The 16,146-nt window shown below is 48.6% G+C and carries 18 protein-coding genes and 1 riboswitch; all 18 genes read right to left on the bottom strand.

The features are described from left to right. Window positions 1-16: 16 nt before the first annotated feature. The 18 genes from AB4Z30_RS16655 to AB4Z30_RS16570 all read right to left on the bottom strand — a co-directional run bounded on the left by AB4Z30_RS16655 (window position 17) and on the right by AB4Z30_RS16570 (window position 15,915). Entirely contained in the window at window positions 17-274 is a 258-nt protein-coding gene (locus AB4Z30_RS16655) for a DUF1146 family protein (protein ID WP_090922880.1), read from the bottom strand. 646 nt (window positions 275-920) lie between these two features. Further along, on the bottom strand, window positions 921-1,325 hold the full coding sequence (locus AB4Z30_RS16650; RefSeq protein ID WP_090922878.1) for a F0F1 ATP synthase subunit epsilon: 405 nt from the start codon (window positions 1,323-1,325) through the stop codon (window positions 921-923). Between the two features lie 63 nt (window positions 1,326-1,388). Further along, a complete protein-coding gene (gene atpD / locus AB4Z30_RS16645; protein WP_441928306.1) occupies window positions 1,389-2,792 on the bottom strand; it encodes a F0F1 ATP synthase subunit beta in 1,404 nt (467 codons plus the stop codon). A 95-nt stretch (window positions 2,793-2,887) separates the two neighbouring features. Beyond that, a complete protein-coding gene (gene atpG / locus AB4Z30_RS16640) occupies window positions 2,888-3,760 on the bottom strand; it encodes an ATP synthase F1 subunit gamma (protein ID WP_441928304.1) in 873 nt (290 codons plus the stop codon). A gap of 130 nt (window positions 3,761-3,890) precedes the next feature. Further along, entirely contained in the window at window positions 3,891-5,405 is a 1,515-nt protein-coding gene (gene atpA / locus AB4Z30_RS16635; RefSeq protein WP_090922872.1) for a F0F1 ATP synthase subunit alpha, read from the bottom strand. A 16-nt stretch (window positions 5,406-5,421) separates the two neighbouring features. Then, entirely contained in the window at window positions 5,422-5,970 is a 549-nt protein-coding gene (locus AB4Z30_RS16630) for a F0F1 ATP synthase subunit delta (protein ID WP_434749156.1), read from the bottom strand. Further along, window positions 5,967-6,455, bottom strand: a complete 489-nt coding sequence (atpF, locus tag AB4Z30_RS16625) for a F0F1 ATP synthase subunit B (RefSeq protein ID WP_441928301.1) — start codon at window positions 6,453-6,455, stop codon at window positions 5,967-5,969. Before atpF ends, AB4Z30_RS16630 begins: the two co-directional genes overlap by 4 nt. Before the next feature lie 117 nt (window positions 6,456-6,572). Then, complete coding sequence (gene atpE / locus AB4Z30_RS16620; protein WP_017691934.1) at window positions 6,573-6,797, bottom strand: F0F1 ATP synthase subunit C; 225 nt, start codon at window positions 6,795-6,797, stop codon at window positions 6,573-6,575. A 78-nt stretch (window positions 6,798-6,875) separates the two neighbouring features. Beyond that, window positions 6,876-7,694, bottom strand: coding sequence for a F0F1 ATP synthase subunit A (atpB, locus tag AB4Z30_RS16615; protein WP_434749154.1), 819 nt, complete (start codon window positions 7,692-7,694; stop codon window positions 6,876-6,878). A gap of 45 nt (window positions 7,695-7,739) precedes the next feature. Continuing rightward, entirely contained in the window at window positions 7,740-8,117 is a 378-nt protein-coding gene (locus AB4Z30_RS16610) for an ATP synthase subunit I (protein WP_441928298.1), read from the bottom strand. Continuing rightward, window positions 8,110-8,364, bottom strand: a complete 255-nt coding sequence (locus AB4Z30_RS16605; protein ID WP_017691931.1) for an AtpZ/AtpI family protein — start codon at window positions 8,362-8,364, stop codon at window positions 8,110-8,112. The genes AB4Z30_RS16610 and AB4Z30_RS16605 overlap by 8 nt, the downstream gene beginning before the upstream one ends. Before the next feature lie 186 nt (window positions 8,365-8,550). Next, the gene (wecB, locus tag AB4Z30_RS16600) at window positions 8,551-9,708 is read right to left on the bottom strand and encodes a non-hydrolyzing UDP-N-acetylglucosamine 2-epimerase (protein WP_441928296.1); all 1,158 of its coding nucleotides are present in this window, start codon (window positions 9,706-9,708) and stop codon (window positions 8,551-8,553) included. A gap of 39 nt (window positions 9,709-9,747) precedes the next feature. Next, a complete protein-coding gene (gene upp, locus AB4Z30_RS16595; RefSeq protein ID WP_090922856.1) occupies window positions 9,748-10,377 on the bottom strand; it encodes a uracil phosphoribosyltransferase in 630 nt (209 codons plus the stop codon). Window positions 10,378-10,826: 449 nt separating this feature from the next. Next, the gene (gene glyA, locus AB4Z30_RS16590; protein ID WP_441928293.1) at window positions 10,827-12,074 is read right to left on the bottom strand and encodes a serine hydroxymethyltransferase; all 1,248 of its coding nucleotides are present in this window, start codon (window positions 12,072-12,074) and stop codon (window positions 10,827-10,829) included. A gap of 218 nt (window positions 12,075-12,292) precedes the next feature. Continuing rightward, a complete protein-coding gene (locus AB4Z30_RS16585; RefSeq protein WP_441928291.1) occupies window positions 12,293-12,886 on the bottom strand; it encodes a TIGR01440 family protein in 594 nt (197 codons plus the stop codon). Between the two features lie 141 nt (window positions 12,887-13,027). Further along, window positions 13,028-13,109: riboswitch (ZMP/ZTP riboswitch) on the bottom strand. A 96-nt stretch (window positions 13,110-13,205) separates the two neighbouring features. Then, the gene (locus tag AB4Z30_RS16580) at window positions 13,206-13,778 is read right to left on the bottom strand and encodes a low molecular weight protein arginine phosphatase (protein WP_441928289.1); all 573 of its coding nucleotides are present in this window, start codon (window positions 13,776-13,778) and stop codon (window positions 13,206-13,208) included. A 63-nt stretch (window positions 13,779-13,841) separates the two neighbouring features. Then, a complete protein-coding gene (locus tag AB4Z30_RS16575; protein ID WP_441928287.1) occupies window positions 13,842-14,402 on the bottom strand; it encodes a manganese efflux pump MntP in 561 nt (186 codons plus the stop codon). Window positions 14,403-14,667: 265 nt separating this feature from the next. After that, window positions 14,668-15,915, bottom strand: coding sequence for an L-threonylcarbamoyladenylate synthase (locus tag AB4Z30_RS16570; RefSeq protein WP_441928285.1), 1,248 nt, complete (start codon window positions 15,913-15,915; stop codon window positions 14,668-14,670). Between the last annotated feature and the right edge of the window lie 231 nt (window positions 15,916-16,146).

Genomic DNA, 16,146 nt, shown 5'->3' with positions numbered 1-16,146 from the left:
ACCAACCATCTCAACATTAAAACAAATTTCTTAACATTTGAGTCCAGGACAAATAATCAATAACAAAGCCAGCAACGGCATGCCCTAAAATGATGGCAAGCAGCAAATGTAACAATCTCCCCTGAGGACCTTTCGGCTGTCTGATCACTAAATCCAGTTTCAGATTTTGCAATGACCACCATGTGATCGCTATACATATAAGAGAAACGACAATTGAGATCAGGCTGTTCGTGCTCAATGTCTGGTTCACCTGATTCGCCAGATCATTACCCATATCTTTTTACCTCCACCTTGATTGTTGCAGCGATCAGCATATCATATGCCTTGCACCCATAACTTGTTAGTGTACTGGAATGTCCGAAGCAGAATACATGTCTGTTCAAGCTGTCAGGTATTCTCCCTGATCTACAAGATCATCGGATGCCCATATGACCTAGCAGCAACCATTCAGCTATGCATGATGATGGAAATCTAGCATCCAACTTTCTTGCACACGCCGACTCTAAGGAATATAGGCTGTTTCGCTATCGCTTGTCAATTACTTGTTTTCTACTCCCAAAAACATTTTAATTTTTATTCGCTAAGATTTTGTGACTAAAACGACATAAAAGAGCGTTGCATCGATATCGATTCTGTCATTTCCTCGGAAATAATTGATCTTAATCTCGTAAAATTAGTTCTATCAGGGGGATATGCCCATAATACTTAAGTCCTATATGTTATTCACCTCATGATTAAAAGGTGAATCTTATCATTTAAAGCTATTCATACTATATAAAGAGAACACTCTCTAACGTTCAAATCCAAATAGCGTAGTGGCACATTATCATCGTATTCCACTATTTTTATTTCTATCTGTATTTCTTTATAAAAGATTAAAAGAACCCGGCAGACAATGCCGCCGGGCTCCAAAAGTTACTTTATTTGCCGAATACGTTGATCCGGTTAACCGCTTTTTGCAAAGCAATCTCTGCACGACGGTGATCAAAGTGATCCTGGTTGCTTTGGCTGGCAAGCCGGCGTTCTGCCCGCTCTTTGGCCGCACGCGCACGATCCACATCAATGCTTTCCGGGAATTCGGCACTCTCTGCGAGTACAACAACCTTATCTTTGCGGACTTCGATAAAGCCGCCGCCGATGGCGACTTGCTTATTCTCTTTTCCGTTTTTGATCGTGATCGGTGCAATCTGTAAAGGTGTAACCATCGGGATATGACCAGGGAGAATCCCCAGTTCCCCTTCAATACCACGAGCGATGACGCTATCCACTTGCTGTGAATAGACGAGACGCTCAGGCGTTACGATCTCCAACAAAAAGGTGCTCAATTCCATCCCTCCTGAAACTATCCGAAGGATAGCTCGCTTCATAAGGACAATCCTGGACTCAGATTATACCAGTGTTTTGGCTTTCTCCACTGCCTCTTCAATCGTACCCACGAAGAGGAATGCTGCTTCCGGCAGATCGTCATGCTTGCCTTCGAGAATCTCTTTAAAGCTGCGCACTGTTTCTTTAACCGGAACGTATTTACCCGGAATACCGTTAAATGCTTCAGCAACGTGGAAAGGCTGGGACAAGAAACGTTGAATTTTACGCGCACGATAAACGAGCGCTCTGTCTTCTTCGCTGAGCTCATCCATACCCAGGATTGCGATGATATCTTGAAGTTCGTTATAACGTGCCAAGATACGTTTAACGCCTTGTGCGACACTATAGTGCTCTTCTCCAACAACTTCAGGAGACAAGATCCGGGAGCTGGATGCGAGTGGATCTACGGCTGGGTAGATACCCATCTCGGAGATTTTACGCTCCAGGTTTGTTGTTGCATCCAAGTGAGCAAACGTTGTTGCAGGAGCCGGGTCAGTATAGTCATCCGCAGGTACGTAGATCGCCTGGATGGATGTAACCGATCCTTTTTTCGTTGAAGTGATACGCTCTTGCAATTGACCCATTTCTGTTGCCAGCGTAGGCTGGTAACCTACCGCAGATGGCATACGTCCAAGCAAGGCAGATACTTCTGAACCCGCTTGGGTGAAACGGAAGATATTATCGATAAAGAGCAACACGTCACGGCCTTCTTCATCACGGAAATATTCCGCCATGGTCAAACCTGTGAGGGCTACACGAAGACGTGCGCCTGGTGGCTCGTTCATTTGTCCGAAGACCATTGCTGTTTTGTTGATAACGCCGGAATCACTCATCTCGTGATACAAGTCATTACCTTCACGGGTACGCTCACCAACACCGGCAAATACAGAGATACCGCCGTGCTCTTGCGCAATGTTGTTGATCAATTCCTGAATGGTTACCGTTTTACCTACACCGGCACCACCAAACAGACCAATTTTACCACCTTTTGCGTATGGAGCCAGCAAATCGATAACTTTGATACCTGTTTCAAGCATTTCCGCTTGGGTAGTCAGTTCATCGAATGCAGGAGCAGAGCGGTGAATCGGGTTTTTGTGTTCAGCTGCAACTGTACCGCCAGTATCAATCGCTTCGCCGAGTACGTTAAATACACGGCCCAGTGTCGCTTCACCGACAGGTACCGAGATTGGAGCTCCAGTATCTACGGCTTCCATGCCACGTACGAGACCGTCCGTGGAGGACATCGCGATACAACGTACACGGTTGTCACCCAGATGTTTCGAAGCTTCGAGTGTAAGATTTACACTAACACCGCTCTCGTTTACTGTAGTGATCGTAATGGCATTGAGGATTTCCGGCAGACCGCCGCGATCAAACTCGACGTCAACAACCGGACCCATGATGCTCACAACGCGTCCTTTGTTCATCTTAACGTTCCCCTCCTACAAGCCTGCTACTTTGGCAAAAATAAAATTCCGTTCGTTCATTTTTGCAGTGCAAGCCTTCATTAAATAAAAAACGGTTAGCCTTGTGCTGCGTTGGCACCTGCCACAATTTCCGTAATCTCCTGCGTAATCGCTGCTTGACGGGCACGGTTATAAGTCAATGACAGATCATTAATGAGTTTCGATGCATTTTTGGTTGCATTACCCATTGCTGTCATCTTCGCACCCAGTTCACTCGCTTTACCATTCAACAGTGCACCGTAGATCAATGTTTCCGCATAACGCGGAAGCAAAACTTCCAGCACAGCCTCAGCTGACGGTTCATACTCGTAGCTCGCAGTCGGTCCATCCGCAGGAGTTAACTCAGGTGTTTCCATAGGGAGAAGTTTCTCCATTGTCGGAATCTGGGTCAACGCATTTACAAAGCGGTTATAACAAATGTACAATTCATCAAATTCAGCCAGTTCAAATCCATGAACTGCCTCATGAGCGATGGATTTGATATCTGCGAATGAAGGTGAGTCCGACAGATCCGTAGTTGTGGAAGCCATAGCTATTTCACGTCTTCTGAAATAGTCACGCCCTTTACGACCAATAACGAATAATTCGTAATCGTCCTGGGAGTTGTGACGCTCTTTCAGAGTCTGACTCACCTGACGCAGAACGTTCGCATTGTATCCACCTGCAAGACCCCGATCTGACGTGATGATCAGATATGCTGTCTTTTTCACCGGACGGCTTTCCAGCATCGGGTGCTGGATACCTTGGGTACTAGAGGCAATGCTGGCCACAACTTCTTTCAACTTCTCTGAATAAGGACGTGCTGCCTCTGCTTTTTCCTGCGCTTTACGCAGTTTTGCAGCCGCAACCATCTCCATTGCTTTGGTGATTTGCTTTGTGCTTTGTACGCTTTTAATTTGCCGCTTAATTTCGCGCATGCCTTTTGCCATGATTTCACCACCTTAAAGTTTTGACAAAGTCAAAACTACTTCGTAAGCATATTCCTGCTTTGACGGAGTCAAAGTTTTGCATGCAGACATGCGGAATCGGTTAGCCAACTCCGCAGCTACAATGATCTATTTAGACAGAGACTGCGAAGCTCTTTCTGAACTTCTCGATTGCACCTTTAAGTGCATTTTCATTGTCTGCTGTCAATTCTTTCGTTTCACGAATCGATCCCAGGATTTCCGGGTGGTTGCTCTCCATGAACGCAAGGAACTCATGCTCAAAACGAGTAACATCACCTGTTGGAATCTCATCAAGGAATCCTTTAACTGCAGTATACAAGCTGACAACCTGTTGTTCTACAGGCAACGGCTGGTTAACACCTTGTTTCAGAATTTCCATCATACGCGCACCACGATTCAGACGAGCCTGAGTCGCTTTATCCAGATCGGAACCGAACTGGGAGAACGCTTGAAGCTCACGATATTGAGCGAGGTCAAGACGCAGGGAACCTGCAACCTTTTTCATCGCTTTGATCTGAGCAGAACCACCGACACGGGATACAGAGATACCAACGTTGATCGCCGGACGTTGTCCAGCATTGAACAAGTCAGCTTCCAAGAAGATCTGTCCATCCGTGATGGAGATTACGTTCGTTGGAATATAAGCAGATACATCGGAAGCTTGTGTTTCAATGAACGGCAGTGCGGTTAAAGAACCTCCACCCAGTTCATCGTTCAGCTTCGCAGCACGCTCCAGCAAACGGGAGTGCAGGTAGAAGACGTCACCCGGATAAGCCTCACGGCCCGGTGGACGGCGGAGCAACAAGGACAGCTCACGATAAGCAGAAGCTTGTTTAGTCAAGTCATCATAGATGACCAGAACGTGCTCGCCTTTGTACATGAAATACTCACCCATCGAACAACCGGAGTACGGTGCGATGTACAAGAGTGGTGATGGATCGGAAGCTGCTGCTGTTACAACGATTGTGTACTCCATTGCGCCTTTACGACGAAGAGTTTCCACAACTTGTGCAACGGTAGACTGCTTCTGACCAATAGCCACATAGATACACTTCATGCCGCTACCTTTTTGGTTCAGAATTGCATCAATGGCAATCGATGTTTTACCTGTTTGACGGTCACCGATGATCAACTCACGTTGTCCGCGACCGATTGGTACCATTGCATCGATGGCTTTGATTCCTGTTTGCATCGGCTCATGAACGGATTTACGATCCATTACGCCTGGTGCTTTACCTTCAACCGGACGGAATTCCGTTGTAGCGATTGGCCCTTTGCCATCCACTGGAATACCGAGCGGGTTCACAACACGTCCAATCAATGCTTCGCCTACAGGCACTTGCATGATTTGACCAGTACGTTTCACTTGGTCGCCTTCACGAATATCATAGTAAGGTCCCAGGATAACGACACCGACATTGCTTTCTTCCACGTTCATGGCGAGTCCCATAACACCGCTTGGGAATTCAACCAACTCGTTGGACATGACGTTCTCAAGTCCATAAACACGAGCGATACCATCACCAACCTCGATAACCGTTCCGACTTCGACTACATCGATATCGGTCTTGTATTGTTCGATTTGGCTCTTAATTAATGTACTGATTTCTTCTGGTTTGATACTCAAGTGTCCTCACCCCAATCTACTGTACTCGTCTGTTAAAAGACTGCTCAAGACGTTCGAGCTTGCCAGCCAAGCTGCCGTCATAGATCGTATCGCCAATGGCGACTTTCAATCCGCCCAGCAGAGTCGGATCAACAAAATTCTCGATACGAATCTTTTTATTCACACGGCCACCGAATTCACGGGCTACCGCTTCTTTTTCCTCATCGTTCAAAGCATATGTTGAGTATACCCGAGCGTCAGCGATTCCAAGAGAATCCCCTTCGATCTTCACGTAGTCACTCAACAACTCGTCCAACAGTTCAACGCGTCCACGCTCAATCAGGAGCAGAACCGTACGAAGGACAGGTTCGGACACTTTGCCATCAAGGCTTGCACGAAGCACATTTTGTTTGGCTTCATCAGAGATGTTCGGAGAAACAATAAATTTGATAATCTCGGCATCTCCAGTTAACGCACTAACTACGGCGCGCAGTTCCTGTTCAACCTCTAGCACCTGCTGCTGCTGAAGTGCAACTTCAAACAATGCTTTCGCATAACGCTTGGCAACAATCGTATCGCGGCTCATTGTCGGCCTCCTACCTCATTGAGGTATTGGTTCACAAGCTCCTCTTGTGCAGGACCGTTCTCAACTTCTTTTTTAATCAATCTGGATGCAATTTGAACGGAAGCTGAACCCAGTTCGCTGCGAAGTGCTGCAACTGCCTTGTTCTTCTCGCTTTCGATCTCACGTACCGCATCGTCTTTGAGACGATTCGCTTCTGCCTTGGCATCAGCCAAAATCGACTCCGCTTGCTTGCCGCCCGTTTGTTTGGACTGCTCGATGATGTCGTGAGCTTCTTTGCGCGCATGTTCAAGAGCTTGTTTTTGCTCCTCCACATAGGCAATAGCCTGTTCACGAGTCTGTGCAGCCTCGTTCATCTGCGTCATCACGAGTTCACGACGCTTTTCCATGATGGAGAACAAAGGGCCGAAAGCGTAGCGGCTAAGCAGCCAATATAGAATTGCAAATGCAACCATCGCAAGAATTGTATTTTCCCAAATGAAATTCAATCTGTTCACTCCTTCCTGGAGGTATCCTTAAAACGTTCGCCTGTTAGGACGGACATCACCCTAAAAAGAAGGCGCGGAGGGCTGTGGCCTTCCCCGCCAAACCTTTATCCATTTAAATTAAGCCATACCGTAGAACATGAACGCGAGTACCACACCGATAATCGGCAATACCTCAATCAAACCTACACCGATAAACATTGTTGTTTGAAGAGTGGATTTAGCTTCCGGTTGACGAGCGATACCTTCCACCGTTTTGCTGATTACCATACCGTTACCAATACCTGCGCCAAACGCGCCAAGTCCTGCAACAATTGCTGCTGCGATTAATGCCATTGCTCCCATTTGTATATCCTCCTTAAAATAATAAATCGTATTTTTTATTGTTCAGCCTGATGAAGATATCTTCTTAGGGCTTGAAACTTAATGTTCTTCGTGCGTTTCGATGCTCTGTGAAATGTACACCATCATCAAAATAACAAACACAAATGCCTGGATCGCACCGATAAAGATACTAAAGCCTTGCCAAACCATCAATAGTGGAATAGCCGCAATGGCACCAAACACTTTGAATGTGGTCAGCTTCAGGATCGTTGTAATCAGTACCTCACCCGCGAAGATATTCGCAAACAGACGCATACCGTGTGTTAACAGCTTCGATGCCGTCTCGATCAAGTTGATCGGTAAGAACAGGGCAAATGGCTGAAGGTAATGCTTCAGGTATCCTCTGGTGTTGCGGAATAATCCAAGTCCATGAGATACAAGGAAAGCAACCAGAGCGAGTCCCATCGTTACAGACAAGTCGGCTGTCGGTGATTTCCACCAAGCCAGTTCAACGTGTGGATGTGCATTCGGATCCTTGGCATGGGCCTTCTCAAAGGCTTCCACGGCCGTAACAATCGGTTGACCGAATACTTGCGCTTGTTCTACTTTATCCATCCCGGTTACTGCCTGGAACGGAAGTCCGAGCATGTTCCCTACGAAGATGAACATAATCATGGAAAGAGCGAGAGAGATAAAATGTTTACCTTTCTTCATATCCATTGTGCTAGAGATCAGATTGCGGACGAATTCTACTGCCCACTCCATAAAATTTTGCAGCTTGCCGGGGTTTTCAACGGATAATCTTCGTGTCGCTAGTACAGCGAAAATAAAAACAAGGGCACCTGTAACGACCAGCATCAACACAACTGATAAATCCAGTCGAAATCCGCCAAGCATAATAATTGGAGCTTCATGCATATTTTTCTCACCCCTTTCTCGACTTGAAAGCTGCAGCACCTAATTTCATTCTGCTCTGCGGGAATAGATAATCCCTATAATCAGTAAGGAAAATTGCGCAATAACCAGACCACCTGCGACCGCATATGTATTGAAATGCTGCGGAAAGCGCATCGATATAAATACACCGAGCACAGCCAGTGCTGCTCTTGTCAAAAATCCCAGGTTCACACGCTTCAAGTTACCTTCTGCCGCTTCATCAGACATTTTTCTTACTTTGTAGCCCAGGTAAAATGCATTAATCCAGCTAATTCCTGTACCCAGAGCTAGTCCCAAAGCAATTGTCTCCACTCGTGGCATAAAAGCCGCTGCGAGAAAACAAATCATAAGTACATACATGACGAAAACAGTCATTGATCTGCGGTATCTGGTTAGTTCACTCATCACTTTCCCCCATGATTTTTTTCGCGATAAAGTAAATGCTTACCCCACCTGCCGCAAGAAAAAAGAGAACGCTTACGGCGATCCATATTCCGTTGCCTCCAATGGTCTTGTCCAACCAGGAGCCAGCGTAATATCCGGCAACAGCGAGAATGGCAATCTCGATCCCAAAAGCTGTCACGAGCCCCATCGCTTTCCATACATTATCGTCATGGTTACGGGATGAATTTGGTTTGTTCGAATCGGCCATTTTCCACGCCACCCTTGCAATCCCAGTTAATTTTACTGAATGATGAGAGCCTTTGTCAATTGATTGATTTTAGCGTTTTAAAGGGGGAAACGACAGGCTTATGAACCTCTAAAGCCCATAAACCCGCGAAAACCGTACAGTTTAACTGTATGCTATCCCCTCAGTAAAACCGTCAAAAAATGTGAATTATTTTTTGAACTTTCTGTGAAATGATTCCGGACGCTCACTTTTCACGCCAAAATGGTGCAAAATCGCATTGACAATTCTTTCCGACGCATGTCCATCACCGTATGGATTAGCAGCTTGGCTCATGCTTGCATACAGTGCTTCATCCGAAAGCACTGCTTTGGTCCGTTCATATACACGTTCCTCTTCCGTGCCTACCAATTCCAGCGTGCCAGCTTCAATGCCTTCCGGGCGCTCTGTTGTATCGCGCAATACAAGAACAGGCACACCAAACGAAGGCGCTTCTTCCTGCAAACCGCCTGAATCGGTTAGGATCAAGTGAGTGTGCGGGTAAAAGTTATGCAAATCCACTACGTCTAGCGGATCAATTAACTGAATACGGGGATGATTCCCCAAAATCGCGTGAGCCGGCTCCTTCACAGCAGGACTAGGGTGCACCGGGTACACGATGGCAATATCTTCGAATTCGTCTGCAATCCGTTTGACGGCCTGGAAAATGTTGCGGTGAGGCTCGCCTTGAGATTCACGGCGATGAGCAGTCATCAGCACCAGGCGTTTGCCTTGTGCCCAATCTAGTACCGGGTGCTTGTAATCCTCCCGTACTGTATATTGAAACACATCGGTTACCGTGTTGCCTGTGACATAGGTACTAGACTCCGGTTTATTTTCTTTTGCAAGATTGGAAGAAGACCAGTCAGTAGGTGCAAAATGCAAATCAGCCAGTACACCCGTCAATTGGCGGTTCATCTCTTCCGGGTACGGAGATAGCTTGTTCCACGTCCGCAGACCTGCTTCCACATGCCCAACCTGAATCTGTTGCAGGAACGCTGCATAGCTGGCTACAAATGTAGTCAAGGTATCTCCGTGAACCAGTACAATATCCGGCTTCGCTTCACGCAAAACTGGCTCCAGACCGCCAAGAACACGAATCGTGATCTCGTTCAACGTTTGACGATCCTTCATGACATCCAGATCATAATCGGGATGAATGTCGAAAACTTCAAGAACTTGATCCAGCATTTGGCGATGCTGCGCAGTTACGCAAACAATCGACTCAATGGACTCGGGATGTTTTTGCAATTCCAGAATAAGCGGAGCCATCTTGATGGCTTCCGGACGCACTCCGAAGATTGTCATCACTTTAATTTTTTTGGACATTCGAGCAAAGCTCCTTTTCTAATACGCATGAAAATATGCTTATTTCGTTCCGTACAAACGGTCTCCTGCATCGCCAAGTCCTGGCACGATATATCCGTGATCATCCAGACGGTCATCCAGTGCAGCCACATAGATATCCACATCCGGGTGTGCATCCTGTACTGCTTTTACGCCCTCTGGCGCTGCAACGAGGTTCATCATCTTGATCTGAGTGCAGCCACGCTTTTTGAGCACGTCAATCGCTGCAATTGCTGAGCCGCCTGTTGCAAGCATCGGGTCAATTACAATAAGTTGGCGTTCCGTTACATCTGTAGGCAGCTTGGTATAGTATTCTACCGGTTGCAATGTTTCCGGATCACGGAACAATCCAACATGTCCTACTTTTGCCGCTGGCAGCAACTTCACCACGCCGTCCAGCATGCCCAGTCCTGCACGCAGAATCGGCACCAGTCCAAGCATACGTCCAGAGATGACCTTACCTTGTGTCGCTGCTACAGGTGTCTGTACGTCGATCGATTCCAGCTCAACGTCTCTTGTAATCTCGTAAGCCATCAACGTGGCTACTTCATCAACCAATTCACGAAAATCTTTCGTATTCGTACGCATGTCGCGTATAAACGTCAGTTTGTGTTGAATCAGGGGGTGATCACATATTACTAATTTTCCCATTAAATTGTCCCTCCGGTAAGTTCTTCATGAGTTAAGCATTTCCAAATATACCTAGCCATCATTCACAGGCTCGATAAATCCTGTATATTATATCATCACCCACACTGAATTACACCATCAAAGGGCACCTAATCATTACAGAAAAGCGAATCCTACAAAAACAGGACCGGAAAATGATTCATCCGGTCCTGTTTGCTCGTGCTGTTGTGTCACTTGAATGCTCAAAATACATGTGAACACTAAAGATGCTCCACAAACCGAATGATCTTCCGATCACTGTTATCCCCAGAATTCTCTGATCCACTAATTAAATGGTGGAATTCCGGTGATAAAGGCGAGCGCTTCGCTTCTTCAGATCCTTTCGGTTTGCTCCGTCTGCGTGTTCACATTATGAACATCTCAAATACAAACAGCACGAGCAATGTTTTTTAGCAGTAGAAGAGACGGTACTAGTATTTAAGATCGGTGTAGAGTGGGTATTGGTCCGTCAAGGCAGTTACTTCTGCACGCGCCTGATCAAGTGTTGCTGTATCTTTTGGATTTTTAAGCGTTTTGGCAATGATCTTACCGATGGCTACCATTGCTTTTTCATCCATACCGCGGGAAGTCGCCGCAGGTGTACCGATACGGATACCACTTGTGATGAACGGACTTGTTGGATCGAATGGAATCGCGTTTTTGTTCACGGTAATGCCGATGGAATCAAGCACATGCTCTGCTTCCTTACCCGTGATGTTTACGCTGCGTGTGTCAATCAGCATCAAGTGGTTGTCTGTACCGCCGGATACGATGTTCAATCCTTCAGCGATCAATGTTTCAGCCAGCACTTGTGCGTTTTTTACCACGTTCTGAGCGTACGTTTTGAACGAAGGCTGCAAAGCTTCACCAAATGCTACAGCTTTTGAAGCGATAACGTGCATCAAAGGTCCGCCTTGGGAACCAGGGAATACCGCTTTATCAATGGCAGCTGCCCAAGACTTACGGCATAGAATCATACCGCCACGTGGCCCGCGCAATGTTTTATGTGTCGTTGTGGTAACAAAGTGCGCATGTGGCACTGGGTTAGGATGCAACCCGGCAGCAACAAGTCCTGCGATATGTGCCATATCGACCATGAACAGCGCGCCAACATCATTAGCGATAGAAGCCAACTTTTCAAAATCAATCGTACGCGGGTATGCACTTGCGCCTGCTACGATCAGACGAGGGCGGTGTTTGAATGCTGCTTTGCGAACTTCATCATAATCAATGAGGAATGTATCTTCTTGTACGCCGTATGCAACGAAGTTGTACAGCAAACCAGAAGCATTAACCGGGCTACCATGCGTCAAGTGACCGCCGTGTGCCAGGTTCATACCCAGTACCGTATCGCCAGGCTTCAACGCTGCCAGATATACAGCCATGTTCGCTTGTGCACCGGAGTGCGGCTGCACGTTGGCATGCTCTGCGCCAAACAATTCTTTGGCACGATCACGCGCGATATCTTCAACGATATCCACATGCTCACAACCGCCATAGTAACGTTTGCCTGGATATCCTTCAGCATACTTGTTCGTCAGAACAGATCCCATTGCTTCAATTACCGCTTCGCTTACGATGTTCTCGGATGCGATCAGCTCGATGTTGTTCTGTTGACGTTTCAGTTCAAGATTCATCGCTTCCAGTACTGCAGGGTCATTTTTACGCAATTGTTCCATGATTAAATTCCTCCTAAATTATAATGAAGTTATAAAGCGAGCCTTCAGGTTACACTCCTGACTTCGATTGCATCACCATCTTACGATCACTGTTATCCCCAAATTTCTTTGAACCCCTTTGATAAAGGGGGAAATTCGGTGATAAACGTGAACGCTCTGCTTCTCCAGATTGGTGTTGCACTCTCCGTTTTCGTGTAAACATCATTTTGCTTTATACGTTAGTCACAAAAGGTTGAATCGGGCTCTTCTTCCATTCGATAAACTGCACGTTCGCCGCCAATCAGCTTTGGACGTGTAAGTGCCGCTGTAACACGGGCCTCACCAATATAGCGAAGCGATGACCGAAAAGGAACCGCTACATGGCGAAGATGCATGCCAATCATCGTTTCTCCGATATCCAGACCTGCATGAGCCTGAATATGTTCAGCCAGACATGGATCAGATAATGAACGATAGACGGTCGATGCCATGGAACCACCAGCTTTCGGCACAGGTACAGCGCCAACCTCTGTCAGTCCAAGACGCTCAAGCAACGCACGTTCCATCACAAGCGCCCTGTTCAGGTGTTCACAGCACTGGAATACAGCGTCGAAGCCAAACTCCGACTGTACCTCTCGAATGCCTGCAAGCAACTGCTCTGCAACATCCACTGCACCATTTGTTCCAATACGCTGGCCTGCGACCTCACTCGTGCTCGTGCCAATAACCACAACTTGACCGGAGCCAAGCTTTCCGGCTAGTGCCAGTTCGCGCAGGATTGATGCGGTCTGTTGCTGCAATCCGGGTTGTTCCGAATCCAATTCAATAGTCATCCTATCGCCTCCCGATAAAATCATGCCCCTGATCTTGATTGTGTGCTCAGCGCATACGTTGCATGGCATTTCAGGTTCTATTATAGCGAAAAATCAGATGAAAGACGAAAAAAAGAGCAGTCTGCGGGTATCGCAGAATTGCTCTTTTGCCCAGGCGACCGGCCGTTTGTTCCGGTGCTCCATTGTGGTTGTGTCCACTTCGTCGCCAGTTACACCGGATCCCTGTTTTCCCCTTCATCATAAATCAACCCAACTTTAAAATCAACGGTTAATTTACACTGGATGTTGCATTTCTATATCTTTCCTATGCTTGACTGAATTATTCAAGCTTATCCAGAAGCCGGGATATTGCGGTTCGAATCTCCGCCGCCGCTATATTGTAATCGTCCCGACTGCCGCCAAACGGGTCGGAAATATCAAAGCTTGGGATACGCTGCCGAATCTCGATTGCACGCTCACGCTCCGAAGCGAGAATCTCCTGTCCCAAGGCGCGTTTCATCTCCAGTGTAGCAAACAGGCTGTCCAATTCCTCCAGGTCTTGAAGCACTTGTGCATCGTTCTCGACATACTCTTTCAGCGTGTACGTCTTCTGAATGGAATCCGGAAACACCTGCATCACATGTTGCTTGTGGCTCCGGGTCAACGTCAATACGAGATCCGCCCATTCAACCAATTCTGCACTGAGCTGTGTGGAGTGAGCTGGTCCCTCTGCGCTATGATCTCTCAACACCGCTTCGGCATGGCGAGAGATCGGCATGCCCGACATTGCCGCCACACCCGCAGAACGAACATGCACCTGAATGCCACGCTCGGAAGCAAGCTTCCGCAAAAGCCCTTCTGCCATGGGGCTGCGGCACGTATTGCCTGTACATACGAATAAAATATGTTTCATTATGTTAAGCCTCCCCATTGGATTAAAATGTGATAAACCTATCCGATATTTACACGTTTTATTTTAAAATATAAACAAAAGTCCAAAGGCAAGCAAGATCGCCCCGCCTACGGCCTCACCGTAATCCCCTAGGTTCTTACTCACCCGGCGCCCGAGAAGCAGACCCATGATCGACATCAAGCCGCCGCAGAAACCGAAAGCCAGAATGGTCAGGACAAGATCACTGCTGAACATGCCAAGCGACACCCCGACAGAGAATGAATCCACGCTGACACTGAGCGAAAATAAAATAATCCCCAGCAGGGAGCGGTGATCCACCAGTTTGGTGTCCCCTTCGCGGAACGCGTTCAAAATCATGTGAGCACCTAGCAACACCAGCAAGCCACCTGCCGCATAGTTTGTGATATTGCCCAGCAAGGAGCTGACATACTTGCCCATGTACATGCCAGCAAGCGGCATGATAATATGAAACAGCGCGGTGACAGTACTGATTTTCAATATATCCCGCAGCCGTACGCCCTTCATGCCAATTCCAATGCCCAGCGAGAATGCATCAAGTCCAAGCGCAACCGCCATAATCAGAATGGTTACCAACTGCCCCACATGGGCAGACACATCCCACATCCTCATACCCCCAAGTCGCGTAAAGGTTCTTGTACACGATATGCGGACAAGGACCCAAACATGACGGATGCAGGGAAACTGGAGGTACGAAGTATCGATATAGCATTGCGACGAGAAAAGCAATCTAAGCTCGATTGCTACTATGAGAATAATAACTTGAGACGCTACTTGAGACGTTAAATGTTACGGTTGTCTGCAAACGTGATGGCTATTTGCGAAAGATTGGGCTCCTGATCCGGTGGCCAGGAGCGTTTGGGTGAGAGGCTCAATCAACTTGGATAAGTTGGTTGCCTGCCGCCTTGAGCAGCCGATTCATGACGGCTGCTCCCAGCCCTTCGCGTGAGCAGGCTTCCGCCACAATATATGTGGCGCCCAGCTCATCGCAGCTGCGCAGCGCGGCGTATAGCCTGCGCGCAGCTTCCTGCAACTCGCTGGCGTCCCCCAGCGAGAACACGGCATCGGCGCGGTACTGCTCCGCGTGCTCGGCGAACGCCAGCACCGCGGTGCGCTCTCCGCGCTGCGCCGCCTCCGCGAGGGCGGCGCGGGTCCAGGCCGCTACCGCTGCGGGCGGCCCCTCCACCACGCACAGCGCCCCTGCGGGTGCGTAGTGCGTGTACTTCATGCCCGGCGAGCGCGGCGCCGGGCTGGCACTGTCGCCACCGGACCCTTCGGCGAGAAGCGCCGGGTCCGTGGCGACACGGGCGGCCACGGCGGACAGCTGCTCCGCCGTGATGCCGCCAGGGCGCAGGATGGTGACGGTGCCGTCGTCACCGGCCTGCACCACCGTGGACTCGACGCCCACCCCCGTGGGACCGCCGTCCACAATGCCGCCGATGCGGCCATCCAGATCCTCCCGCACATGTGCGGCGAGAGTTGGGCTAGGCCGCCCGGAGCGGTTCGCACTTGGCGCAGCCACGGGGCATGCCGCCGCCGCGATGAGTGGCAGCGCCACCGGGTGGTCCGGCATGCGCACGGCCACCGTATCCAGCCCGGCGGTGACCCGCGGGGACACCGCCCCTGGCCTAACCGGCAGCACCAGCGTCAGCGGGCCCGGCCAGAAGGCCGCCATCAGCGCTTCCGCCGCTGCATTCACCTCGGTGACCAGTTCATGCAGCTGGTCACGGTGCGCGATATGCACAATGAGCGGATTGTCGGAAGGCCGCCCTTTGGCGGCAAATACCGCCTCTACCGCTTCTGTGCTGCGCGCGTCTGCGCCGAGGCCGTAGACCGTCTCGGTCGGGAAGGCAACCGTCTTCCCTTGACGAAGGCAGGCAGCGGCTGCCTGCAAGTCAGCGAGCGCCGCTTCACGGGCGGCGCTCTCTTTTTTCGCACGCGAATCCAGGGAAGTCTCTTGCACGTGCACGTTTATGGTCTCGCCCTCACCCTGCTCATTCAACAGTGCTTTGACATCCCAATAGGCTGTATTTTGTTCACCCTTGACTGGCTCTACCGCCCTATTATGGTGCTTGTCCTCTAACGAGGTATATTGTAACTTTTCGCGCTCTCTAGTCATTTATATCATCATCCCTAAACTTCAAATAGGTTCAATTACAGTACATATAAGTATACCATATCTCTCACGCTACAGGTTCGATCCAACCATAGACTACTGCCCCCGAATATCGTGTTCATGTAAAGAAGGAAGCTCCCTGCACACCTGCAACGAAACTTCCCTCCCATAATCGATATTTATAATACACCTCAATTGATATTATATATTACACTTCGACTATCTTGTCACCAA

It is taken from the genome of Paenibacillus sp. 2TAF8 (genome assembly GCF_052114825.1).
Classification (GTDB): Bacteria; Bacillota; Bacilli; order Paenibacillales; family Paenibacillaceae; genus Paenibacillus.
This window is presented reverse-complemented; position numbering and strand designations above follow the sequence as displayed.